Raw genomic sequence first — 22,061 nt, 5'->3', positions numbered from 1 at the left:
TTCGGGCGCACTGTGCGACCAAACGACATTCACCCGTTTGCCTGGAGAGAAGCTGACATGACCGCTGCCAGACCAGCCCTGAGCCGTCGCCTCCGTTTGATGGGAGCTGCGATCTCGATCGGTGCTGCGAGCATGCTGAGCGCAGTGCCGGCCTTCGCCCGCGGCCCCGAAGGCATCGCCGACGTCGCCGAGAAGGTGATCGACGCCGTCGTCAACATCTCGACGTCGCAGACGATCGAGGCCAAGGGCGGCGGCGCGATGCCGCAACTGCCGCCGGGCTCGCCGTTCGAGGAGTTCTTCGACGACTTCTTCAAGAACCGCCGCGGCCCGGGCGGCGGCAAGGGTGGCGACAAGAGCGGCGAGTTCGCGCCGCGCAAGACCAACTCGCTCGGCTCGGGCTTTATCGTCGACACGTCAGGCATCGTCGTCACCAACAACCATGTCATCGCCGACGCCGACGAGATCAACGTCATCCTCAACGACGGCACCAAGATCAAGGCCGATATCGTCGGCGTCGACAAGAAGACCGACCTTGCGGTGCTGAAGTTCAAGCCGCCGAAGCCGCTCGTCGCGGTCAAGTTCGGCGACAGCGACAAGATTCGTCTCGGCGACTGGGTGGTCGCGATCGGCAACCCGTTCAGCCTCGGCGGCACGGTGACCGCGGGCATCGTCTCGGCCAAGAACCGCGACATCAGCCAGGGGCCGTATGACAGCTACATCCAGACCGATGCCGCCATCAACCGCGGCAATTCCGGCGGACCGCTATTCAACCTCGACGGCGAAGTGATCGGGGTCAACACGCTGATCATCTCGCCGACCGGCGGTTCGATTGGTCTCGGCTTTGCCGTGCCGTCGAAGACGGTGGCCGGTGTCGTCGACCAGTTGCAGAAGTTCGGCGAATTGCGCCGCGGCTGGCTCGGCGTCCGCATCCAGCAGGTCACTGACGAGATCGCGGAAAGCCTCAACATCAAGCCGGCGCGTGGTGCGCTGGTCGCTGGTATCGACGACAAGGGCCCGGCCAAGCCGGCCGGCATCGAACCCGGTGACGTCGTGGTGAAGTTCGACGGCAAGGACGTGAAGGATCCGAAGGACCTTTCGCGCATCGTTGCCGACACCGCGGTCGGCAAGGAAGTCGACGTCGTCATCATCCGCAAGGGCAATGAAGAGACCCACAAGGTCACCCTCGGCCGCCTCGAGGACACCGACAAGGTTCAGCAGGCCAATGCCAAGCCGAACGAGCCCGCCGAGAAGCCGGTGACGCAGAAGGCGCTGGGCCTCGACCTGGCGTCGCTGAGCAAGGATCTGCGTACCAAGTACAAGATCAAGGACAGCGTGAAGGGCGTCATCATCACCGGTGTCGAGGGCGCCTCCGACGCCGCCGAGAAGCGCCTGTCGGCCGGCGACGTCATCGTCGAAGTCGCGCAGGAGGCAGTCTCCAGCGCCGCCGACATCAAGAACCGTGTCGAGAAGCTGAAGACCGACGGCAAGAAGTCGGTGCTGCTGCTCGTCTCCAACGGCGACGGTGAACTGCGGTTTGTGGCGCTCGGCGTGCAGTAGGGATGGAGCAAGGGGCGAGTTATTCCGGGGCGATGCGAAGCGTCGAACCCTCCCGATTGCCGGGCTTATCAGTGGAATGACGTCAGCTTCGGCTCGCTATACAGGAGACGTTGGCGACCGAGCTAGATTAGGATGGCGTCAGGCCGAGGAACTCTTAAGCCGCTTCGAGACGCTTGATTTCCGTCTCGAACTCGAACCGCAGCTGCGCGCCTTCCTCGTCTGGAAGCCAATTCGTCATCTGTGGGAAGATTGTCCGGTAAAGGAGGACGGTCTTCGGTTCCAGCTTTCGAGCTGCGCGAGCTTCGGCTAGAATCTTGTACAATTCGGTGCGAACGGCATCAGGATCAGCACGGTATTCGGGCGTTGGTGCCTCGTCGTCGAACAGGTCGGATTGTTCTTCGGGCTGGAAGAGGTCTCGTTGCCGGGAAGAGGCCATGTGTCACGCGATGGTTGTCGAATCACTTCGACTTTGCGCGATCCTACGGCCCGGCGCGAGCCATTCGGTGGACTTGTCCCCGTACCTCACGTATCCCTAAGTTGGCTCTTGCTTTTGGACTTTGGCTTTGGGGCGCCCAGTTCGGGGCTTACAAACGCTCCGGAAGTCCGGAGTTCCTCCGCACTTCGCAACGGCCCAGCACAAATGCGGTTCAGCAAGTCGGCTTGTTTCGGTTCCAGTGCGATCACCCGCCCGAGAACGTGCAGCAAATCGAGAAGGTCGGTCGTATATTCCGGCAACCATCCCTCCGGCTGGATGGCATCGAGCGGCGATGGCGGGCGGCGATCGCCGATGATTGGGCGGCTGCGATCACGTCGACGGTAGCTGAACCATTGCCAAAGTATCTGCTTGCCTGACACCTGATACGCCCACATTTCGGGCGTAACATTCTCAATGTATCCCTTACCGATCTTCAACCGTCGCGTTGTCGGATCATAATCCATCGTATCGGGCAGAGGCTCAGGTGCGGATGGAATCGTACCGCCGACGGGAATTGTAGGCGCACTTTCTTTTGGTAAGCGAGGCGCCTGTTTTGGGCGGTTCGTAGTTTGGTCCACGAAGCGCTCGCCATAGCAATGTAGCCAAATCACTTCGTTGCCGAGGGCGATGGCTTCGCCGAACAACTTCGCATCCGCCGTGATGGGAAGGCGAAGACCCGGTTGGACGAAATCAGACTGAAATCGAGCTGTGAATGCCGGGTGTGCCACTACCGCAGCGATATAGGCCATAACGTCCTCGGCCTTGACGGGGTGACCGTAGATTTTAGCGAGGTAAATTACCAGCGCTGGCTTGATGTTCGAAAGCAACGTGGCCCGGTCTTGCCAAAGTGGATAAACGCGACCTCCCCTGCCGTTGTAGTGGTGAAGGTCGGGGATGAGATCGGTGAAAGTGAGTGCCGGCCCGAACGAGGGAGAACGATCTTCCGGGGCAGTCAAGAAAATCTGGCGCGAAGAGTATCCGTTCCAAAGAGACGGATTCGGCCGATTGATCAACCGCGCATCGGGAATGATCCATTGACGGTCGAAGGATCTGAGGGCAAGGCGCGAGGGCACAATTGACTCGCCCTTATCGTTGCCTACAGATTCCGGGCGATGCTCGTGCCCAGCCAAGCCGGCCTTCGATCCTTTAGACAAAGTCTTGTCGCCTCCTTCGTGGGGGTGAAAGAGGATTTCCTTTTTTGCTTCGTCCTTTTCATGCGTAAGATGCGTCCAACGCGCGCGGAGAGAATCTGCGTCGGGCGCAATAATCCACGTGCGCCCGGGCATGACTCCAGAACCATCATATTGAAAGAGCTCACTTAAGGCAGGCAAAGTTGCCCACAGACCGGTCGCAGATGGCAGAAATGGCGCGCGCCAACTCGAAGGGCAATCGGCCCAACTGTTACTATTAAGAGACAGCTCTGCAAGTGCCAGGAATTTTTCTTCCCGCGCCCCCTTCGGTAAAGCGTGAAAGTGCACCTTGGCCGATTCCTCGACGCTCTTACCAAGTTTGCGAGCGGCAAGCACGATACAGACTGGCTGCTGTACTCCTTGAAATATGCGCGTTGCTACTTCAGGCTGGTGTCCGTCGGGAGAGCAGTCAACGATCCAAATTTCCGAACAAGTGCGTCGGAGATCGTCTCGCATTTTCTCAAAGCCGGGACCGTTCAGAAAGCCCGCCACTGTAATGAAGCAAATTATCCCCTCTTCGTCTCTATCTGGAAATCCAGTCGCCGCGTAGTTGCCGGAGCCGAAAACTTTCCAAGTCGCCCATCGCCAAAAATAGATGTAGAGATTCTTGAGATGCTTGACGTGCGAGCCTATGCCCCACTCCGGCGGCGGCCTCCAACGGTCGAGCGGAGCGACGAGTTTTCCTCCTGAGCCTGCCTCGATCCATCCACCGCGTCCTTCCGCTTTCTCCTTGTAAGGAGGGTTGCCAATTACGACGGTGATCGGCTTGGTTTTCTTAATCGCGTTTGCTTCGCGACGCGACTTCGCGATTGGTTCATAAATTTGGCCAAGTGCCTCCTCTTCAATGAAGGGGTTAGCAAGCGTGTCTGTGATAAATAGCAGCAAGTCGGGAACTGAGGGTATCAACTGCGAAGTACTCATCAGCGCTTGCATTTCCGCGGCGAGCCGAAGTTGCGCTACAGCGAACGGCCCGAACTGAAGCTCGAAACCGATTAAGCGCTTTGCCGCAGCCTTGATCGCGCCTTGGACAGCTCCCGGACCTTGATCTTGCGCAACAGTCGACGCGACCCGACGCAGCACCCCAAGAAGGAACGTGCCAGTTCCTGCTGCCGGGTCGGCTACGACGACATCGGAGCGGCGAAGCCGGCGGTACGTTCAAAGAGAGGGCCACGCAAAGCTTCGTCGATCAGATTGACCATCCCGGAGACGACTTCTGGAGGTGTATAGTAAGAGCCCGTCCGTTTGCGCAACTTGTTGTCGTAGACTTCCAAGAAATCTTCGTAGAAATACAACCAGGCTTCCGGTTTATCCTTGCTGATCGTGTGCCAATTGACTTCGTCCAGAACGCGCGTGAGGGTTGCGAGCGAAGTTTTCAGGGCTTCCTGATTTGTGGCATCGTCAGTCAGCAGCCTGAGTGCGGTCGCGATCAGGGAGTTAGACTTTCGAAGCCCTTGCGCCGCATGGTCGATGCCGCCAGACAACGAGATGTCCCGGGAGCGCGCGACCAGCAGGCCAAATGTTACCGCTTGCGCGTAACCATCGGCGAATTGCGTGTCGTCTGCCTGGGGAAAAAGGAGCTTGCGCCAGTCCTCTGCAAGCGCGGTGAGACCCAAATTGCCGACGGCCATCTGCTCGATTACCTCGTCGCGCAGCAGGCGGCAGAGGCGAGCGCAGACGTCGGCGAGCTTCTTGGCGGTCTTCGGCGGAATGGGTTTCCATCGAAGGAAATCGTCGATGATCGGAGCGAGCGTCGTCGGCGCTGCCAGCTTTGCCCCGGATGATTCAATATCACCGTCCAGATGAGCGACCTTGCCGACCAATTCGCTATCTCGCCAAAGGCTGAAGGCGTTGCCGTCGGTGTAAAGAAGATTTGGAAGTGATTTCAGCTTGTTCCACTGATCCTTGTCATGTGGATCGGTGAATTTGCGAGGATCAGCGCCCTTGCCCGGCGCCTTAACCTCGATGAAGCCTACGAGAGCATTGGTGACGGTGACGGCGTAGTCCGGTCGCGTCTTGAGATGCGCTAGCGTCGTCTCGCCAACGAGGTTCATGGCCTTGGCTGGCAAGCCTCCGATCTCGGCAAGGTCGTGCAGGAGAACTTCAAGAGGTCCGCGCAACTGGTCTTCCGGCGCGCCGCTGATCGCGGGATTGCTCAGCTTTGCCTTGGCGCTTGCGCCGAAGACCGAAATTGCGTTTGCAAGTGTCTTCACCGCCAATTCGTCCCCGTAAAGTCTCAGAATCGATTCGTTTAGACAATCGCTACTGGAAAGCCTTCCGAGCTACAACTATCTCTTTTGGCCAAGGACTGAATCGTTATTTTCACCCTGCGACCCGCGGTGAGGAAGAGACTTAGGTGGTGCCGCGTTAGCGACGACGCGAAGGGGCGTCCTATCGACGAAGCGGCGTGGGTTCGTAGCCCAGTGTCAGAGGTCCGTAGCCACGCTTTCGGTCCTCCTGTAATTTCGGATTTGGCGAATTTTAATTGACTCCCACCCCAACTCACCGCTATACCCGCGCCCGTCTCACCCGATGAGAGGGGCGTGCGCACGTCACGAACGCGCGGTGGGATGCGGTGGACGCCGAGGGTGCGACTGACGAGGGCGCCCGAGGCGGACGGTGAAGTCGTGTGGTTTTGACGCCCCAAGGCCGGCGTCAAGTTCGTGAGAGGCCAACGCCGATCACGGACGACGGTGACCAAAACGCCTGGGCACCGGGAAGAGCACGAAGTAAGCCGTAAACCATCGCGCAGGGAAAGCCGGGATGCCTCCGCTGGACCTGTATGCTCGTGTGCACACTCTCCTTTCTACTTTGCACGCGAGACCGCGGGTGCAGCGCGCACCCGGCTTTCCCTGCGCCCTCCCTTCGATGAGGGCGAACAAGCAAAGTCCGGGCGATTTACGCCGCGGAACAGCAAAACTGTGTCCGGTGACAATGACGGCTTTGGCAATGACGACCATATCTCGCTGCGAACCGACAGCGCGTGTCGCGCGATGCCACTCACCCCCCCACAAACTCGTCGCGCCGATAGCCCTGCGCATAAAGCAGCGCGGTGAGGTCGCCGTAATCGATCCGTCCTGCGGCGGCCGCCGCGACCGCCGGTTTGGCGTGATAGGCGACGCCGAGGCCCGCGGCCTGGATCATGCTCAGATCATTGGCGCCGTCGCCTGTGACCAGCGTGTCGATGTCGTCGAGGTCGAAGGATTCCATCAGCTCGACCAGGGTCGCGAGCTTGGTGGCGCGGCCGAGGATCGGTTCGACCACCTCGCCGGTCAGCTTGCCGTCCTCGACCTGCAACTGGTTGGCCCGGTTCTCCTGGAAGCCGATCTTCGCCGCGACCACGTTGGTGAACAGCGTGAAGCCGCCCGAGATCAGGCAGGTATAGGCGCCGTGGGCGCGCATGGTCATGACAACAGCGCGGCCGCCCGGGGTCAGCGTGATGCGCTTTTCCAGCACCTCGTCGACCACGCTGACCGGCAGGCCCTTGAGCAGCGCGACCCGCTCGCGCAAGGCCTTCTCGAACTCGATCTCGCCGCGCATCGCGCGCTCGGTGATGCCTGCGACATGGGCCTTGAGCCCGGCAAAATCGGCGAGTTCGTCGATGCATTCCTGGCCGATCATGGTCGAATCCATGTCGGCCAAAAAAAGCTTCTTGCGCCTGGCGATCCGAGGTTGCACGACAATGTCGATCGGCAGGTCACCGCGCGCCAGGCGCAGGCGCGCTTCGATCGCCTTGATGTCGTCCTGGCTTGGGTTCTCGATCTCGAAGGGAATGTCGACCGCGACTTCGTTGAACAGCCATTGCGCCGGGCCGGGCGAGGGCAGCACAGCGCACGCGCCGTCGACGATGGTGGAGTCGAGCGCGGGGCTCGCGGGATTGCAAATGAGCGTGGCGACGAGGGACATGCAGGCGCATTCGGGATTGTTGGACAAGGCAGTGCTTATCGCAGGGCCCACCGCCAGCGGCAAGTCGGCGCTGGCGCTCGAGCTTGCGCAACGAACCGGCGGGGTCGTGATCAACACCGATTCCATGCAGGTCTATCGCGACCTCCGGGTCGTCACCGCACGGCCGACCGAGGACGAGGAGGCGCTGGTTCCGCACCGGCTCTACGGCCATGTCGATGCCGGCGTGAATTTCTCGGCCGGCGCCTGGGTCGTCGATGCCGCAAAGGCGCTCGGCGAGGCGCGCACGCAAGGCCGCCGGCCGATCCTCATCGGCGGCTCAGGCCTCTATTTCAAGGCGCTGACGCGCGGGCTCTCAGCGGTGCCGCCGATCCCTGCCGAGGTGCGTGACAGCGTGCGTGCCCGTCTGGAGCAGCACGACGTCGAGGCGCTGCATGCCGAGCTCGCGCAGCGCGATCCCGTGTCCGCCGCGCGCCTGAAGCCGCGCGACCGCACCCGGATCGCGCGCGCGCTCGAGGTCGTCGAGGCGACGGGGCGTCCACTGCCCGAATGGCATCGCGACGGCCTTCCGCCCCTGCTCCCGCCGGGTGAATTTTCCGCTGTCTTCCTCGCGCCGGAGCGTGGCCAGCTCTACGCGCGGATCGATGCGCGGTTCGAGGCGATGCTCCGCGCCGGCGCGCTGGATGAGGTCGCGGCGCTGGCGGACCGCCGGCTCGACCCGCTGCTGCCGGCCATGAAGGCCCATGGCGTGCCCGCGTTGATCCGGCATCTGAATGGCGAGATCAGCCGCGAAGAGGCCGCCGAGATCGGCCGCGCCGACACCCGCCATTACGCCAAGCGTCAGTTCACCTGGTTCCGCCACCAGCTGCCGGAATTTGAATGGGTGGCGCCGGAGAAGGCACGGGAGTGGTTAGAGGGTCACGCTTCGTAGCGCCGCGCCCGTCTGCCATGCGCGTGCAGCCGCGCAAAAACACTCGCCGAACGGCCGGAACCCCGTTAGAGTACGGAAATCGCGAAAGTCGTTGCCTCGCCTTGACATTCGGGCTTTGGCCGCTATGTTCGCGCAACCTTTGGGAAGCCTGAGCAGCCACGTGCGCAACATTATTACCAAACTCCTTATTGTAGTCGTACCCAGGCACACCGCCGGGGATGGCTAGCGGCCATCCAAATTCGGGCGGTGTGCATGGGGCCTCTGGGGCCCTTTTTTATTGCCCGAGCCAGAACTGCAAGAAACCGACAGAAGAAACCAACAGAAGCCGCGCAAACCAAGCGCATCCGGAGCGAACCATGAACGACAAGAGCCACGACCCCAATCAGATGACCGGCGCCGCGATGATCGTGCGCGCGCTCATCGATCACGGCGTGCAGCATGTTTTCGGCTATCCCGGCGGTGCGGTGCTTCCGATCTACGACGAGATCTTCCAGCAGAGCGAGGTCGAGCACATCCTGGTCCGCCACGAGCAGGGCGCCGGCCACGCCGCCGAAGGCTATGCGCGCTCGACCGGCAAACCGGGCGTGGTGCTGGTGACCTCGGGTCCCGGCGCCACCAACATGGTGACGCCGCTGACCGATGCGCTGATGGACTCGATTCCGCTGGTCTGCATCACCGGCCAGGTGCCGACGCACCTGATCGGCAACGACGCCTTCCAGGAATGCGACACGGTCGGCATTACGCGGCCCTGCACCAAGCACAACTGGCTGGTGCGTGACGTCAATGACCTGGCAAAAGTGCTGCATGAAGCCTTCTACGTCGCGAGCACCGGCCGTCCGGGGCCGGTGCTGGTCGATGTGCCAAAGGACGTGCAGTTTGCGACCGGCACCTATCATCCGCCGCGCAAGTCGGACGTGCACATCTCCTACACGCCGCGCGTGAAGGGCGATGCGACGCAAATCCGCAAGGCCGTGGCGCTGCTCGCGGCCGCGAAGCGCCCGGTGATCTACAGCGGTGGCGGCGTTATCAATTCCGGTCCGGAGGCGTCGAAAACGCTGCGCGCGCTGGTCGAGGCGACCGGCGTCCCGATCACCTCGACCCTGATGGGGCTGGGGGCCTATCCGGCTTCCGGCCCGAACTGGCTCGGCATGCTCGGCATGCACGGCACCTACGAAGCCAACATGTCCATGCATGATTGCGACGTCATGCTGTGCGTCGGCGCGCGCTTCGACGACCGTATCACCGGGCGCGTCGATGCGTTCTCGCCGGGCTCGAAGAAGATCCACATCGACATCGATCCGTCCTCGATCAACAAGAACATCCGCGTCGACGTGCCGATCATCGGCGACGCCGGCAACGTGCTGGGCGACCTGCTGCAGGTGTTCAAGGCGGAGGCGAAGAAACCCGACATCAAGGCGTGGTGGCAGCAGATCGCGCAATGGCGCGCGCGCAACTCGCTGTCCTACCGGAAGAACAACGATATCATCCTGCCGCAATACGCGATCCAGCGCCTGTTCGAGCTGACGCGCGGCAAGGACACCTACATCACGACCGAGGTCGGCCAGCACCAGATGTGGGCCGCGCAGTTCTTCGGCTTCGAGGAGCCGCACCGCTGGATGACCTCGGGCGGTCTCGGCACCATGGGCTATGGCTTGCCTGCCGCGGTCGGCGTGCAGGTGGCGCATCGCGACAGCCTAGTGATCGACATTGCCGGCGACGCCTCGGTGCAGATGACGATCCAGGAGATGTCGACGGCGGTCCAGCACGATCTGCCGATCAAGATCTTCATCCTGAACAACCAGTACATGGGCATGGTGCGGCAGTGGCAGCAACTGCTTCACGGCAACCGCCTGTCGCACTCCTACTCGGAGGCGCTGCCGGACTTCGTCAAGCTCGCCGACGCCTATGGCTGCGTCGGCCTGCAGGCGATCAAGCCCGCCGACCTCGATGGCGCGATCAAGGAGATGATCTCGGTCAAGCGCCCGGTGCTGTTCGACTGCCGCGTCGCGGCGCTGGAGAACTGCTTCCCGATGATCCCGTCGGGCAAGGCGCATAACGAGATGCTGCTGCCGGAAGAGGCAACCGATGAAGCCACCGCAACCGCCTTCGCCGGCGGCAAGGCGCTGGTGTGATGATGGCTGGCACACATTCCACTGTCATCGCCCGGCTTGACCGGGCGATCCAGTACGCCGCGGCGTCTCGATTGCACTCAGGCGTCTCTGGAATACTGGATCCCCGCTTTCGCGGGGATGACAGGAGAGAGCGAGAATCCAGGATTGGCCAACATGTTTGACCTCAACGAACTCGAACGCGCGCACGCCATCGTCGGCACCGCGGTGCCGCCGACACCGGCGTATGCGTGGCCGCTGCTGGCCGAGCGGCTTGGCACGCGGGTCGTGGTCAAGCATGAGAACCACACGCCGATCGGCGCCTTCAAGGTCCGTGGCGGCCTGGTCTATCTCGAACGGCTGAAGCGCGAGCGGCCAAATGTGCCCGGCATCATTTCGGCGACGCGCGGCAATCACGGCCAGAGCCTGGCCTTCGCTGCCAGCCGCCACGGCGTGCCGGCGGTGATCTATGTGCCATCAGGCAATTCGGTCGAGAAGAACCGCGCGATGCGGGCCTTCGGCGCCGAGCTGGTCGAGCATGGCGAGGATTTCCAGGCCGCGCGCGAAGAAGCCGAGCGCCGCGCCCAGTTCGCCGGGCTGCACATGGTGCCGTCGTTCCATCCGGATCTGGTCGTGGGCGTCGCGACCTACGCGCTCGAACTGTTCCGGACCGCGCCGGATATCGACATCCTCTATGTGCCGATCGGGCAGGGCTCCGGCATCTCCGGCTGCATCATGGCGCGCGACCTGCTCGGTCTGAAGACGGAGATCGTCGGCGTGCAGTCGACCGAAGCGCCGTCCTACGCGCTGTCGCTGGCGGCCGGAAAGATCGTGACCACCGAGACCAGCAACACGCGCGCCGACGGCATGGCGACGCGGATTCCCGATCCCGAAGCGTTCGCGCTGATCCGCAAGGGCGTGTCCCGCATCGTGCAGGTCACCGACGACGAAATCGGGCACGCGATCCGCGCCTACTGGACCGACACGCACAACCTTGCCGAAGGCGCCGGCGCCGCGCCGCTCGCCGCCGCGCTGCAGGAGAAGGGCAGGCTCGCCGGCAAGCGGGTCGGCCTGATTCTGAGCGGCGGCAATATCGATTTCGATCTGTTCCGCACCTGGGTCGGAACGGATGCCAAAACGGATGCCAAGCCGGCCGCCGGGCAGGCGGTGGCGTGATGATGAGCCTGTAAGGGGACGACCATGAACCAGCCCGCATCCGCCTACTTCCTCGAAGAGCGCCACGATCCCAAGGAGACGCACACGCTGTCCGTGCTCGTGCAGAACGAGCCTGGCGTGCTCGCCCGCGTGATCGGCCTGTTCTCCGGCCGCGGCTACAACATCGAAAGTCTCACCGTCTCGGAGACCGAGAGCCAGAAACACCTCTCGCGCATCACCATCGTCACCACGGGCACGCCGATGGTGATCCAGCAGATCAAGCACCAGCTCGACCGCATGATCCCGGTCTATCGCGTCGTCGACATGACGGTGACCGGACAGGCGATCGAGCGGGAGCTTGCGATGGTCAAGGTGAGGGGCGGTGGCGACCACCGCGTCGAGGCGCTGCGGCTGGCGGACGCGTTTCGAGCGCGGGTGATCGACGCCACGACCGAGAGCTTCGTGTTCGAGATCACGGGCAATTCGGCCAAGATCAATCAATTCATCGACCTGATGCGCCCGCTGGGCCTGGTCGAGGTGTCACGAACCGGGGTGGCCGCGATCACGCGCGGGCCGGAAGGGATGTGAATCATGTTGGCGCGCGACTGGTACTACACGCAACGGCGGCAGGTCGGTCTCGATACCGCGGTCGCCTCGATCTATGACCGCCACGATGACAGCGATGGCCGCGCCCGTCAGGCGCTGACCACGCTCGGCGTCAAGCCGGGCTGGCGGGTCGCCGACATCGGCTGCGGCAACGGCGTGCTGGCGACCGAAGCTGCGCTGCTGGGGGCCGAGGTCGACGCCATCGACATCTCGCCGGCGATGCTCGGGCTTGCCGAAATCTACGCCCGTGACCGCAAAGCGCCGATCCGGACCCAGCCGGCCGGCCTGCTTTCTTTCGCCTATCAGCCGAATTCCTATGACCTGATCGTCAGCGAGTTCACGCTGCACCATCTGCCGGACTTCTGGAAAGCCGTGGCAATGTCACGGATTTTCAACGCGCTGAAGCCCGGCGCCAACTTCTATCTGCGCGACATGGTGTTCGTCAGCATGCCCGACGGCGTCGACCGCGACGTCGAGGGCTGGGCCGATTTCTCGATCAAAAACCACGATTTCGAGCGCGACAGCGTGGTGACCCACATGCGCGACGAATACTCCACGTTCGGCTGGGTGATGGAGCGCATGCTGACCGAGACCGGTTTCACGCTTGTTACCGCCGATTATCACGCGCCGCTGCATGGCACCTATCTGCTGCGCAAACCGAAGCCGGACGAGCAGATCTAGACGCCAAATCGAATTGACCGAAACGGAACCAAAAGAAGAAAGACAATGAAGCCGGCTGATGTTGGCATCGCCGTCATGGTCGCGGTGATCTGGGGGCTTGCGTTCGTCGCAAGCCGGGTCGCCCTCGACGAGCTGCCGCCTGAATTGATGACTGCGCTACGCTTCGGCATCGCCGCCGTGCCGTGCCTGTTCCTGCGCAAGCCGAGACAGGTATCGTGGCCGCTTCTGATCGGAATCAGCCTCACTTTGTTCCTCGGCCAGTTTCTCGCGCAGTCCATTGCAATTGCCCGTGGCGTGCCGGTCGGGCTCACTAGTGTGATCGTGCAGAGCCAGGCTCTGTTCACCATCGGCTTTGCCGCCGTCTTGTTCGGCGAATTGCCCTCGCGGATGCAGGCGGTCGGCATCGCCATCGCGGCGATCGGTCTGCTGATGATCTGCGGCACCGTGGGGCACGACTTCAGCATCGCGGCCTTCGCCATCCTGATGATCTCGCCGATCTCGTTCGCGATCGGGAACCTGCTGCTGCGGCCGGCGCAGGGCGCGCGCATGTTCGACCTGTTCGCTTGGCTCTGTCTGTGCGCGGCGGTACCTTTGTTTATCCTGTCGCTCGTGACCCTCGGGGCCGGGCTGACGTGGCATGCGCTGTCGCATCTGTCGCCAGCCGGCATCGTCTCGATGCTGTTCGTCGGCGCTATCTCGACCAGCATTGCCTATTGGCTGTGGGGCCGGCTGTTGCGGGACTATCCCGCTGCGCAGGTGGTGCCGTTTGCGCTGCTGGTGCCGTTCGTCGGCTCGGCGGCCTCCAGCATCGTGTTCGGCGAGAAATTCGGACCGCTGCGGCTGGCAGGCATGATCACCGTCGTCGGGGGCATCGCCGCAATGTTACTGTCGAAGCGGCCCAAGGCTTTGCCACAAAAGGCTCTGCCGAAAGTCGTGTGAGGGGACCATGTCGCATTCATTGATGCTGGCTTACGTCGCGTTTGCTGTCGTGATGTACTTCACGCCGGGTCCGAACAACATCATGTTGCTGGCCTCGGGGCTGACGTACGGCTTGCGCCGTACGGTGCCGCATATCGCCGGCATCACAGTCGGCTTCGCCTTCATGGTGGGCGCGGTCGGCGTCGGGCTCGGCGCCATCTTCATTGCCTACCCGGTGCTGCAGACGATCCTCAAATATGCCGGCGTGGCCTATCTGGTCTATCTCGCCGTCGTCATCGCCGTGGCCGAGCCGCCGTCGGCCGACCCGGAGGATGCAAAGCCCGGCCGCGGCCCGATGACCTTCTGGGGCGCGGCCATGTTCCAGTGGATCAATGCCAAGGGTTGGGTGATGGTGATCGGCACCATCACGGCCTATGCGGCGATCGCCGCTTTCCCCTGGAACATCGCGATCCAGGTTGGTTTCAGCCTGATCTTGGGAGTCGTTTCCTGCACCGCCTGGGCCATGTTCGGCACTGCGCTGCGGCCGGTCCTGACCTCGCGCCGGGCGATCCGTGTCTTCAACGTGGTGATGGCCATCCTGTTGCTGGCCTCGCTCTACCCCGTCTTCATGGACGCATGATGCCGCACCGCGCCATGCGAGATGGGGGTTTCCCCTGACGGGGAAAATGCTCTAGACAACGCCGGAAATTCGCGGGCGCCCGGCGGTTTCGTCCTTCCGAAAGCCTGACCATCGGCCGATTTTGGCCCCCTTTAAAACGAGGAAAACACGATGCGAGTTTACTACGATCGCGATGCCGACCTGAACCTGATCAAGGGCAAGAAGGTCGTCATCGTCGGCTATGGCAGCCAGGGCCACGCCCATGCACTCAACCTGAAGGATTCCGGCGTCAAGGACGTCGCCATCGCGCTGCGCAAGGATTCGGCTTCGGCCAAGAAGGCCGAGAACGCCGGCTTCAAGGTGATGGAAGTCGCCGAGGCCGCCAAATGGGGCGACCTCGTGATGATGCTGACCCCGGACGAATTGCAGGGCGACATCTATCGCGAGCACCTGCACGACAACATGAAGAAGGGCGCGGCGCTCGTCTTTGCGCACGGCCTCAACGTCCACTTCAACCTGCTCGATCCGCGCGCCGACCTCGACGTGCTGATGATCGCGCCGAAGGGCCCCGGCCACACCGTGCGCTCCGAATATCAGCGCGGCGGCGGCGTGCCCTGCCTGATCGCGATCGCCAAGGACTCCTCGGGCAATGCCCATGATCTCGGCCTCAGCTACGCCTCGGCGATCGGCGGCGGCCGCGCCGGCATCATCGAAACCACCTTCAAGGAAGAGTGCGAGACCGACCTGTTCGGCGAGCAGGTGGTGCTCTGCGGCGGGCTGGTCGAGCTGATCAAGGGCGGCTACGAGACGCTGGTCGAGGCCGGCTACGCGCCGGAGATGGCCTATTTCGAGTGCTTGCACGAAGTGAAGCTGATCGTCGACCTGATCTATGAAGGCGGCATCGCCAACATGAACTACTCGATCTCCAACACCGCCGAATACGGCGAATACGTCACCGGTCCGCGCATCGTCACGGCGGAGACCAAGGCCGAGATGAAGCGCGTTCTCGCCGACATCCAGGGCGGCAAGTTCGCCCGCGACTGGATGCTGGAGAACAAGGTCAACCAGACCTCGTTCAAGGCGACCCGCGCCAAGCTCGCGCAGCATCCGATCGAGGAAGTCGGCGCCAAGCTCCGCGACATGATGCCGTGGATCAAGAAGGGCGCGCTGGTCGACAAGACCAAGAACTGAGTTCGTACGCCGAACTCGTAGGGTGGGCAAAGGCGCTCCTGCGCCGTGCCCACCATTCCTTGCGCGGTTCGTGGTGGTGGGCACGCTTCGCTTTGCTCACCCTACACAGTCAAAATACCGAAGGGTGAGCATGGCTTTTGCGCCTGGCTCACCCTTTCGTTTGTAGCGTCATGAAAATGCGGCGCCGGCTACCCGGCAGCCATCGGCTGCTTCTCGAGCCTGTTGTGCAATTGCCAGAAGCGCACGGTACGCTGTGCGGTTTCCAGCGACAGCCGCCGGTAGTCGCGCTCCGCGATCTTGAGCGTCACTTCGTCGACCGGGTGCGACATCGGCCGGTTGCGCAGGACGGATTCGACCGTCGGCCAGTTCAGGCGGGCGGAGCGGCAGGGGATCAGGATGAGATCGGAACGGGGGCCGAGCATCAGCCGCTCGATCATCTCGATCGGCATGTCGTTGAGGACGGCGAGCGCGACCGTGACCTCGTCAAACTTGCCGGCTTCGGCGAATTTGTAGACCGCCGCGTCGTCGAGCTCGCTCAATTGCTTCATCAGCTTGACCAGCTCTTCGGCGACGCCGTAATTGCGGCGCGGTGCGGCGCCGCCCTCCTGGGCGATGTCGTTCAGCACGTTCTGGATCTCGTTGCGCACCGCGGGCGGCGCGAGCGCAAGCAGGCGGGCGCGCACCGCATCCTTGGCGCGGCGCAACAGCTCGCGCAACAGCTTGGCTGGCAGATCGATGCGCAACCCGAGGATTTCCACCAGCTCGTCGTCGCCCTCGGCGCGGGCGACAATGTTGGAATAGCCGTCGTCGGAGAACTGCGCGCTCGCGTTCTTGGCCAGACGCCGGATCACCTTGTCTTCGCCGCGGTCGACGATCACGTCGGTGACGGCCTCTGGCAGGTTGTCGCGGGCCGAGATCGCGAACAGATGCTCTTGTCCCTTGGTGCTGGCGATCTCGCGCAGCGCCTCGGTCGAGAGGCGGCTGGAATGGGTGAGCACGTCGCCGGCGACGCTGATGTCGTCGTCCCAGGCGAGAGACTGGATCACCTCGAACGGCGCGTAGTCGAGTGGCGCGAGGCGCTTGCTGAGCTCCGCCCGCGCTCGCGTTTCGACACGCGCGATCAGGAGACAGAGCACGTCGTCGAACACCTTGACCTGTTCGTCGTTGAGGCGGTCGCCGTCGTTCAGGAACAGGTCGGTGACCCGCCGCAGCGTTTGCACGCGCTTGGCGGTCGTCCCGTCCCGGACTGCATCTTCAAGTTCGGCAATGATCGATTGTGCCGGCTGTTGCGCCATTGATGGGCGGCCTGTTGTTGTTGGATGACACCTGCGTGGAACATGCCGCGCCTGGTCTTACACCTGCGTTAAGCTGGAACCCGATGCCAATACGGGTGCATCGCATCCTTAACGGGCGGCGACCGGATAGGATTCAATTCGCGCTTTTGCGCGCGGCCGGGCTTCTTAAGAGTTTGTTTAGGACGAGGCTTGTCGGTGCGTCGAGGCTGCCGGGTGTCGGGAGACAGCAAACACCTCGATCGGCGCGGAGCGTCCGCGGAGCTGCGTCGAACCGAGCGCCTCGATGGCAAGGCGCCGGTCCGCCGCGAGCAGGCGCTGCAACTCGCCTGATACCAACAGCGGCCGACCCGCCTCCTTGCAATGCCCCTGCAGCCGCGCGGTGACATTCACGGTGTCGCCGAAATAGGCGATTTGCCGCCGCGAATTCCCGCATTCACTGACGACAACCGGACCGGCATGGATCCCGGCACGGAACGCAGGTACGACGCCGAATTCCTTGCGATAGTAGTCGGCACGGTGAGCAAGGCGCTCCTCGATCGCGAACACACAGTCGAGACAGCGCGGCGATGGCTGGCCGGCAAGGACCGGCCACGTCACGATGACCTCGTCGCCGACATAGGCGTGGACCTCGCCGCCATGCGACACGATCGCCTCATCGATATCGGAGAAGAAGCGCGTCAGGAGCTCTTGCACGCGTAGCTCGCCCATCTTCTCCGCGAGCGTGGTCGAGCCGACGAGGTCGAGAAACAGCAACACGCGTTGCTCGCGAACCGGGCGTCGATAGCGGCCAAGCATGACATTGAGCAGCGTCCGGCCGCCGATCATCCGGATCAGCTCGTAGATCATCGTGATCGGGATCGACAGCGAGAGTGTGATGCCGATGATCTTTGGAAAGCTCTCGCCGATCCATTTCGCCTCGATGCCATGGCCGTAAAGAATAACCTCCAGCGCCATCGTCGCGACCGCAACGACCATGGCCATGATGACGGATCGGGCGATCAGCTCGACGATGAGCGGCTGTCGTCGCAACCAGCCGCCGCCGCGGGCGGTCAAAAAGACATGCGTGCCCCAGACGATCATGGTGAGAGCGGCGCCTTCCAGGGCGCTGCGCACATAGTTTGTGGCGGATGCTTCGCTGGCTTCGTCGAAGACATAACGAAACAGCCCGCCGATGAGCAGGCCGAAGATGGCCAGAACGATCGCAGGCCTCACCGTGTGCCGCATGATCCCTCCATGCCCCTGAGATATCCTGCGCGGATCAGGAAGGCCAGCGGTCGCCCGCCATGGTCAGGAAGTGAACGGAGACCGCCGCCGTTGCACTAATGTGGGGTTGGGCCACATGCGCTACCTACCAGAGCAAGGCGAGGCGACATGAGATCTGCTGTTATCATGAGGATCTTTACCGGCATCGGCCAGCTTACCACAAAACGGCTGGCCGCCGCCGCCTTCATTGCGGTCCTCGCCTCGTCGGCGCAGGCCGGCGACGACAGGGATCCCGAACAATCCTGCGACGGCAGCACATTTCAGATGGTCGAGTGCCTGAAGGCCAAGACCGCGCAGTGGGACAAGCGGATGAATATCGCCTATCAGCAGGCGATCAAGGATGCCGGCGAGAAGCAGGGCGAACAGTTGCGTGCCGCGCAACGGTTATGGGTCCAGTATCGTGACGCCAATTGCCTCTATTACGGGCTGGGCGAGGGCACCATCGCCCGCATCGATGCGGGCGAATGCATGCGCAACATGACGGAAGCGCGCGCCAAGGAGCTGGAAAATCTCGGCCATCAGTGAGCCATCTTCCGATGTCACGCCAATGGTGATGACCGACGGAAAGAGCCTGGACGAACTGACCCGCCTTGCGGACGATGCGTTGCGCGCCCATCCCGGATGCGAGACGGCGCGCGTGGCGATGGTTGCCGCGCTGCCGCATGCGGGAAGCGGCCGCAACTGGGAAATCCCGAACGTTGTGCTGGGCGACAGCCTGATCAGCGACGTCGACCGTGCCGTCATGTCGATACATCGCCAGCTTGGCCGCAAATTTCATCTGATCTAGCGCCGGATGCATCCCCGCTTGCGGGCCTAGCCCGCCTGCGCCGGACGCGGTGCGGGCCGCGCGGCCATGCTGACCATCCGCAGCGCGAACACAAGGGCGAGCGGGATCAGGAACAGTGCGTAGAGCGGCATCTCGGGAATCCGCCTGCCGAACGACACCGTGAACTGCAGCAGCAGATAGTAGCCGCCGGTCAGATGCAGCGCGCGCCAGGCACGTGGGCCGAGCATCGCCGCGGTGCGGTCGAACGAGGTTGCGGTTAGCGTGACAATGAAGGCGTAGCCGATGCTGCCGAAGATGTAGGACGCAGCCGAGGTCGCGCCCGCGAAGCCCTGCGGATCGATTTTTGCGAACCAGACGATCGCGACCGCGTGGATCGCATGCGAGGCGGCGAAGGTGACCCCAAGGTAGCGGCGGTTGCGGCGCTGCCATCGGGTCCAGGCGTTCGGCCATAGCCGGGCCAGCGCCGCCCCCGAAAAGGCGAGGCAGAAGAACAGCAGCGAGGTTCGCGCCGTGAAGCGGATCATCATCCGCACCCCCTCGACCTCGAACTGCCGCATCCCGGCGATCCAGATCGAAAGCGCAATCAGGGTGAGCGTGAGCAGGGCGAACAGCCGCCAGCCCTCGAACCAGTTTCGACGCATCGGCATGTCCATCTCCCGCGCCAATGTAATCATCAGTTACATGACGCAGTGACGCGCGGTCAATCCGTGTAATCAGCGCTTACATTCACAAGCGGGTGATGCTAGATGTCCCGGATGCGCCGCCCCGCCACGCGTTCACCGTCCGGATCCCGAAAGGCCAAGCGCCCGGCTGCCGGGCACGTGCCGGCGGCGAAGCCCTATCATCACGGCGACCTCCGGCGCGTCCTGATCGACGCCGCCATGCAACTGGTCGGCGAGGGCGGGCCGGAGGCCGTCAGCGTCCGCGAGGCTGCCCGCCGCGCCGGGGTCTCGCCAGGGGCGCCGTTCCGGCATTTTCCGAGCCGGGACGCCCTCATGAACGCGGTGGCGGAGGAGGCGCAGCGCCGTTTCCGCGCGGAGATCGAGGCGGTGCTCGCAGACGCGCCGCTGGACGATCCCCTGGCCCGCTTCCGCAGGCTCGGGATGGCCTATCTGCGCTGGGCGATGAACAACCCAACCCATTTCGAAATCATCTCCAACCGCCGTTACTTCGAGCATGAGCGGTCGGCCGCTGTGACCAGCGACAATGCCGAACTGATCGCCCTGACCGAGCGCCTGCTGGCGGAAGCATTTTCGGCCGGCCAGCTCCGCGCCGGCGACTTGAAGCAGGTCCAGATCGCCGGCCGCGCGCTGGTCTATGGCTTCGCGCGGATGCATATCGACGGCCATTTGCCGCGCTGGGGCGTCACGGATGCGGAGGTCGAGCCGACGGCCGCAGGGATCATCGATCTCTTCATCGCGGGCATTGCAAATCGCGCGGCCTCTGCTGCGAAAGTTTAACGCGCGTAGCGCCGGGCGGCCGCGTGGTTCATTGCGCGTTCATGACAATTCCACTACGGTTTTGTGACGCGGCGCAGGCTCCGGCTGCGCCGTGCGTCTCCTGGCCGCTGCCAGCCAAGGCCTTAGTATTGCGCCGGGTCGTATTGCGTCTCACCCATGGCGCCCGCGCCACAGCCAAATTCATCCGTTGCCGCGCTAGCCGGCGGCCTCGTCGCCATCGGCATCTGGCGTCTGATGGCGGTCGCCGCGCCGCATTTCGGTGCGCTGATCCTGATGCTGCGGACCGAGACCGATTTCGGCTCGCGGCTCTGTTTCCTGTTCACCTGGGGAATCCTGAACTTCCTGTTCATCGCGCTGTTCCGCAGGCCGGCGCTGTCGGGCGCGCTGTCGCTAACGATGGTCGTGGTCCTGGTGCTGCTGTCGCGGTTCAAGCACGACGTGGTGCAGATGACCGCGAACTTCGTCGACCTGATGGTCATCGACCGCGACACCGCGGCCTTCCTGCTCACGATCTTCCCGAACCTGCGCTGGTCGATCATTAGCGCCGGCTTCGTCACGCTGCCGCTGATGTACGCGCTGTGGTGGCTTGATCCGTTTCGCATCCGCCGCCTGCCGGCCGCCGCGGCCTTCCTTGCCTGCACCGCGGCGCTCTCGGCCTATGCCGTCGCCTGGCCGGATGAGGCCTGGCGCGGCTACTATGACGACGGCTATCTCTCGAAGTTCGCGCGCTCCGGCGTCACCGCCGTGTCCGATTTCGTCAGCTACGGCTTCATGGAGTCGGATGCGAGCGTGAATGAGCGACTGAAGGTACCGCTGGTCGATGCCTGCCATCCTGCCGGCCGGCGGCCGAACATCATCATGATCCATGATGAGTCGAGCTTCGACATTCGCGCCGCCGATGGCGTCAAGGTGCCGCCGGGCTATGGCGGCCAGTTCAAGTCGTATGACGGCGTGGAGCGGAGATTCCTCGCCGAGAGCAATGGCGGCCCGAGCTGGTTCACCGAGTACAACGTGCTGGCTGGATTGTCGTCGCGTTCGTTCGGTCGTTTTTCCTATTTCGTGACCCGCATTGCCTCAGGCCGCGTCGAGCGCGGCCTGCCGTTGGCGCTGCGCCGCTGCGGCTACGATACGCTTTCGCTGTATCCGGCATTCGGCGCCTTCATGAGCGCGGGCAGCTTCCAGGCCACCACCGGCATCCAGCATTTCTATGATGCGCACGACCTGCACGCCAAGGACGTCGAGCCAGACAGCTTCTTCTACGACAAGGCTGTGAGCCTGATGACTGAGCAGAACACGCCGGGCACGCCGCTGTTCACCTTCGTCTATCTCGCGGCCAACCATTTCCCGTGGGAGACGAAATTTCGGCCCGACCTGTTGCCGTCATGGAAGCGGCCGGGTAACGCGCCTGCGATCGACGAATATCTGCGCCGGCAAACCATGAGCGCCAACGACTATGCCGGCTTCATCGCGGCGCTGAAGAAGAAGTTTCCGGCGCAACCGTTTCTGATCGTGCGCTACGGCGATCATCAGCCGGAATTCTCGCCGCAATTGCTGGATCCTGAACTCGACGAGGCCGGCATCGGCAAGAAGCTCATGGCATATGACCCGCGCTACTACGCGACTTACTACGCGATCGACGCCGTCAACTTCGAGCCGGTGAAGAGCCCGGCCGTGATGGACACGATCGACGCCGCTTACTTGCCGCTGGTGATCCAGGAAGCCGCCGGCATTCCGCTCGATCCGTCGTTCGAGGAGCAGAAGGCTATCATGCTCCGCTGCAACGGCAGTTTCTATTCCTGCATGGACGGCGCCGAAGCCCGCCGCTTCAATCGGCTGTTGATCGATGCCGGCATGATCAAGGGACTTTAGACGCGGTCGTTGCGATGATCCGTAGGGTGGGCAGAGGCGCTCTTGCGCCGTGCCTA

General features: G+C 63.1%; 20 protein-coding genes. 13 read left to right on the top strand and 7 right to left on the bottom strand.

Annotated features, from left to right (window positions below):
- The first annotated feature begins 57 nt into the window (after positions 1–57).
- Positions 58–1,557 carry a Do family serine endopeptidase gene (locus ACP2YO_RS37705; protein WP_426436126.1) on the top strand — a complete coding sequence of 500 codons (1,500 nt, stop codon included), beginning with the start codon at positions 58–60 and terminating at the stop codon, positions 1,555–1,557.
- Between the two features lie 154 nt (positions 1,558–1,711).
- Here the strand turns inward: ACP2YO_RS37705 and ACP2YO_RS37700 are convergent, their stop codons facing one another.
- From ACP2YO_RS37700 to serB, 4 genes are all read right to left on the bottom strand, one after another.
- Positions 1,712–1,993 carry a hypothetical protein gene (locus ACP2YO_RS37700; protein WP_426436125.1) on the bottom strand — a complete coding sequence of 94 codons (282 nt, stop codon included), beginning with the start codon at positions 1,991–1,993 and terminating at the stop codon, positions 1,712–1,714.
- An 86-nt stretch (positions 1,994–2,079) separates the two neighbouring features.
- Positions 2,080–4,143 carry a type ISP restriction/modification enzyme gene (locus ACP2YO_RS37695; RefSeq protein ID WP_426436124.1) on the bottom strand — a complete coding sequence of 688 codons (2,064 nt, stop codon included), beginning with the start codon at positions 4,141–4,143 and terminating at the stop codon, positions 2,080–2,082.
- A 197-nt stretch (positions 4,144–4,340) separates the two neighbouring features.
- Positions 4,341–5,288: a hypothetical protein gene (locus ACP2YO_RS37690; RefSeq protein WP_426436123.1), complete on the bottom strand. Its 948-nt coding sequence runs from the start codon at positions 5,286–5,288 to the stop codon at positions 4,341–4,343.
- 931 nt (positions 5,289–6,219) lie between these two features.
- The gene (gene serB, locus ACP2YO_RS37685; protein WP_426436122.1) at positions 6,220–7,125 is read right to left on the bottom strand and encodes a phosphoserine phosphatase SerB; all 906 of its coding nucleotides are present in this window, start codon (positions 7,123–7,125) and stop codon (positions 6,220–6,222) included.
- On the opposite strand from serB, the gene miaA reads away from it, so the two are divergent.
- The 8 genes from miaA (at position 7,103) to ilvC (ending at position 15,331) form a co-directional block, all read left to right on the top strand.
- Positions 7,103–8,053 (top strand): tRNA (adenosine(37)-N6)-dimethylallyltransferase MiaA, encoded by a 951-nt coding sequence (gene miaA, locus ACP2YO_RS37680; protein WP_426436121.1) that lies wholly within the window; start codon positions 7,103–7,105, stop codon positions 8,051–8,053. The two genes, serB and miaA, sit on opposite strands and share 23 nt — an antisense overlap.
- Before the next feature lie 356 nt (positions 8,054–8,409).
- Positions 8,410–10,185 (top strand): acetolactate synthase 3 large subunit, encoded by a 1,776-nt coding sequence (locus ACP2YO_RS37675; RefSeq protein WP_426436120.1) that lies wholly within the window; start codon positions 8,410–8,412, stop codon positions 10,183–10,185.
- 153 nt (positions 10,186–10,338) lie between these two features.
- Entirely contained in the window at positions 10,339–11,337 is a 999-nt protein-coding gene (locus ACP2YO_RS37670; protein WP_426436119.1) for a threonine dehydratase, read from the top strand.
- A 24-nt stretch (positions 11,338–11,361) separates the two neighbouring features.
- Entirely contained in the window at positions 11,362–11,904 is a 543-nt protein-coding gene (gene ilvN, locus ACP2YO_RS37665; protein ID WP_426436118.1) for an acetolactate synthase small subunit, read from the top strand.
- Positions 11,905–11,907: 3 nt separating this feature from the next.
- Positions 11,908–12,603 (top strand): class I SAM-dependent methyltransferase, encoded by a 696-nt coding sequence (locus ACP2YO_RS37660; protein WP_426436117.1) that lies wholly within the window; start codon positions 11,908–11,910, stop codon positions 12,601–12,603.
- 45 nt (positions 12,604–12,648) lie between these two features.
- Positions 12,649–13,542, top strand: coding sequence for an EamA family transporter (locus ACP2YO_RS37655; protein ID WP_426436116.1), 894 nt, complete (start codon positions 12,649–12,651; stop codon positions 13,540–13,542).
- 7 nt (positions 13,543–13,549) lie between these two features.
- Positions 13,550–14,161, top strand: coding sequence for a LysE family translocator (locus ACP2YO_RS37650; RefSeq protein WP_426436115.1), 612 nt, complete (start codon positions 13,550–13,552; stop codon positions 14,159–14,161).
- Positions 14,162–14,311: 150 nt separating this feature from the next.
- Positions 14,312–15,331 (top strand): ketol-acid reductoisomerase, encoded by a 1,020-nt coding sequence (gene ilvC / locus ACP2YO_RS37645; RefSeq protein ID WP_426436114.1) that lies wholly within the window; start codon positions 14,312–14,314, stop codon positions 15,329–15,331.
- Between the two features lie 188 nt (positions 15,332–15,519).
- Here the strand turns inward: ilvC and ACP2YO_RS37640 are convergent, their stop codons facing one another.
- Together ACP2YO_RS37640 and ACP2YO_RS37635 are read right to left on the bottom strand one after the other, a co-directional pair.
- Positions 15,520–16,626: a DUF2336 domain-containing protein gene (locus ACP2YO_RS37640; RefSeq protein ID WP_426436113.1), complete on the bottom strand. Its 1,107-nt coding sequence runs from the start codon at positions 16,624–16,626 to the stop codon at positions 15,520–15,522.
- Positions 16,627–16,803: 177 nt separating this feature from the next.
- Positions 16,804–17,850 (bottom strand): adenylate/guanylate cyclase domain-containing protein, encoded by a 1,047-nt coding sequence (locus ACP2YO_RS37635; protein ID WP_426436112.1) that lies wholly within the window; start codon positions 17,848–17,850, stop codon positions 16,804–16,806.
- A gap of 147 nt (positions 17,851–17,997) precedes the next feature.
- Here ACP2YO_RS37635 and ACP2YO_RS37630 point away from each other — a divergent pair, with 147 nt between their 5' ends.
- Positions 17,998–18,414 carry a lysozyme inhibitor LprI family protein gene (locus tag ACP2YO_RS37630; RefSeq protein WP_426436111.1) on the top strand — a complete coding sequence of 139 codons (417 nt, stop codon included), beginning with the start codon at positions 17,998–18,000 and terminating at the stop codon, positions 18,412–18,414.
- Between the two features lie 28 nt (positions 18,415–18,442).
- Positions 18,443–18,676: a hypothetical protein gene (locus tag ACP2YO_RS37625; RefSeq protein ID WP_426436110.1), complete on the top strand. Its 234-nt coding sequence runs from the start codon at positions 18,443–18,445 to the stop codon at positions 18,674–18,676.
- 26 nt (positions 18,677–18,702) lie between these two features.
- Here the strand turns inward: ACP2YO_RS37625 and ACP2YO_RS37620 are convergent, their stop codons facing one another.
- Positions 18,703–19,323, bottom strand: coding sequence for a hypothetical protein (locus ACP2YO_RS37620; RefSeq protein WP_426436109.1), 621 nt, complete (start codon positions 19,321–19,323; stop codon positions 18,703–18,705).
- Positions 19,324–19,422: 99 nt separating this feature from the next.
- Here ACP2YO_RS37620 and ACP2YO_RS37615 point away from each other — a divergent pair, with 99 nt between their 5' ends.
- Both ACP2YO_RS37615 and ACP2YO_RS37610 read left to right on the top strand, forming a co-directional pair.
- Entirely contained in the window at positions 19,423–20,136 is a 714-nt protein-coding gene (locus tag ACP2YO_RS37615; RefSeq protein ID WP_426436108.1) for a TetR/AcrR family transcriptional regulator, read from the top strand.
- A gap of 156 nt (positions 20,137–20,292) precedes the next feature.
- On the top strand, positions 20,293–22,005 hold the full coding sequence (locus ACP2YO_RS37610) for a sulfatase-like hydrolase/transferase (RefSeq protein ID WP_426436107.1): 1,713 nt from the start codon (positions 20,293–20,295) through the stop codon (positions 22,003–22,005).
- The last annotated feature ends 56 nt before the right edge of the window (positions 22,006–22,061 follow it).

Origin of the sequence: Bradyrhizobium genosp. P (assembly GCF_049949265.1) — a bacterium.
Taxonomy (GTDB): domain Bacteria; phylum Pseudomonadota; class Alphaproteobacteria; order Rhizobiales; family Xanthobacteraceae; genus Bradyrhizobium.
This window is presented reverse-complemented; position numbering and strand designations above follow the sequence as displayed.

Coding starts and splice junctions, on each gene's coding strand:
- miaA (WP_426436121.1), top strand. CDS start 7,103: ATGAGCGTGGCGACGAGGGACATGCAGGCGCATTCGGGATTGTTGGAC.
- ACP2YO_RS37700 (WP_426436125.1), bottom strand. CDS start 1,993: ATGGCCTCTTCCCGGCAACGAGACCTCTTCCAGCCCGAAGAACAATCC.
- ACP2YO_RS37705 (WP_426436126.1), top strand. CDS start 58: ATGACCGCTGCCAGACCAGCCCTGAGCCGTCGCCTCCGTTTGATGGGA.
- ACP2YO_RS37675 (WP_426436120.1), top strand. CDS start 8,410: ATGAACGACAAGAGCCACGACCCCAATCAGATGACCGGCGCCGCGATG.
- ACP2YO_RS37610 (WP_426436107.1), top strand. CDS start 20,293: ATGGCGCCCGCGCCACAGCCAAATTCATCCGTTGCCGCGCTAGCCGGC.
- ACP2YO_RS37620 (WP_426436109.1), bottom strand. CDS start 19,323: ATGCCGATGCGTCGAAACTGGTTCGAGGGCTGGCGGCTGTTCGCCCTG.
- ACP2YO_RS37655 (WP_426436116.1), top strand. CDS start 12,649: ATGAAGCCGGCTGATGTTGGCATCGCCGTCATGGTCGCGGTGATCTGG.
- ACP2YO_RS37670 (WP_426436119.1), top strand. CDS start 10,339: ATGTTTGACCTCAACGAACTCGAACGCGCGCACGCCATCGTCGGCACC.
- ACP2YO_RS37640 (WP_426436113.1), bottom strand. CDS start 16,626: ATGGCGCAACAGCCGGCACAATCGATCATTGCCGAACTTGAAGATGCA.
- ACP2YO_RS37625 (WP_426436110.1), top strand. CDS start 18,443: ATGACCGACGGAAAGAGCCTGGACGAACTGACCCGCCTTGCGGACGAT.
- ACP2YO_RS37635 (WP_426436112.1), bottom strand. CDS start 17,850: ATGCGGCACACGGTGAGGCCTGCGATCGTTCTGGCCATCTTCGGCCTG.
- ACP2YO_RS37695 (WP_426436124.1), bottom strand. CDS start 4,143: ATGAGTACTTCGCAGTTGATACCCTCAGTTCCCGACTTGCTGCTATTT.
- ilvN (WP_426436118.1), top strand. CDS start 11,362: ATGAACCAGCCCGCATCCGCCTACTTCCTCGAAGAGCGCCACGATCCC.
- ACP2YO_RS37660 (WP_426436117.1), top strand. CDS start 11,908: ATGTTGGCGCGCGACTGGTACTACACGCAACGGCGGCAGGTCGGTCTC.
- ACP2YO_RS37615 (WP_426436108.1), top strand. CDS start 19,423: ATGTCCCGGATGCGCCGCCCCGCCACGCGTTCACCGTCCGGATCCCGA.
- ilvC (WP_426436114.1), top strand. CDS start 14,312: ATGCGAGTTTACTACGATCGCGATGCCGACCTGAACCTGATCAAGGGC.
- ACP2YO_RS37630 (WP_426436111.1), top strand. CDS start 17,998: ATGAGATCTGCTGTTATCATGAGGATCTTTACCGGCATCGGCCAGCTT.
- ACP2YO_RS37650 (WP_426436115.1), top strand. CDS start 13,550: ATGTCGCATTCATTGATGCTGGCTTACGTCGCGTTTGCTGTCGTGATG.
- serB (WP_426436122.1), bottom strand. CDS start 7,125: ATGTCCCTCGTCGCCACGCTCATTTGCAATCCCGCGAGCCCCGCGCTC.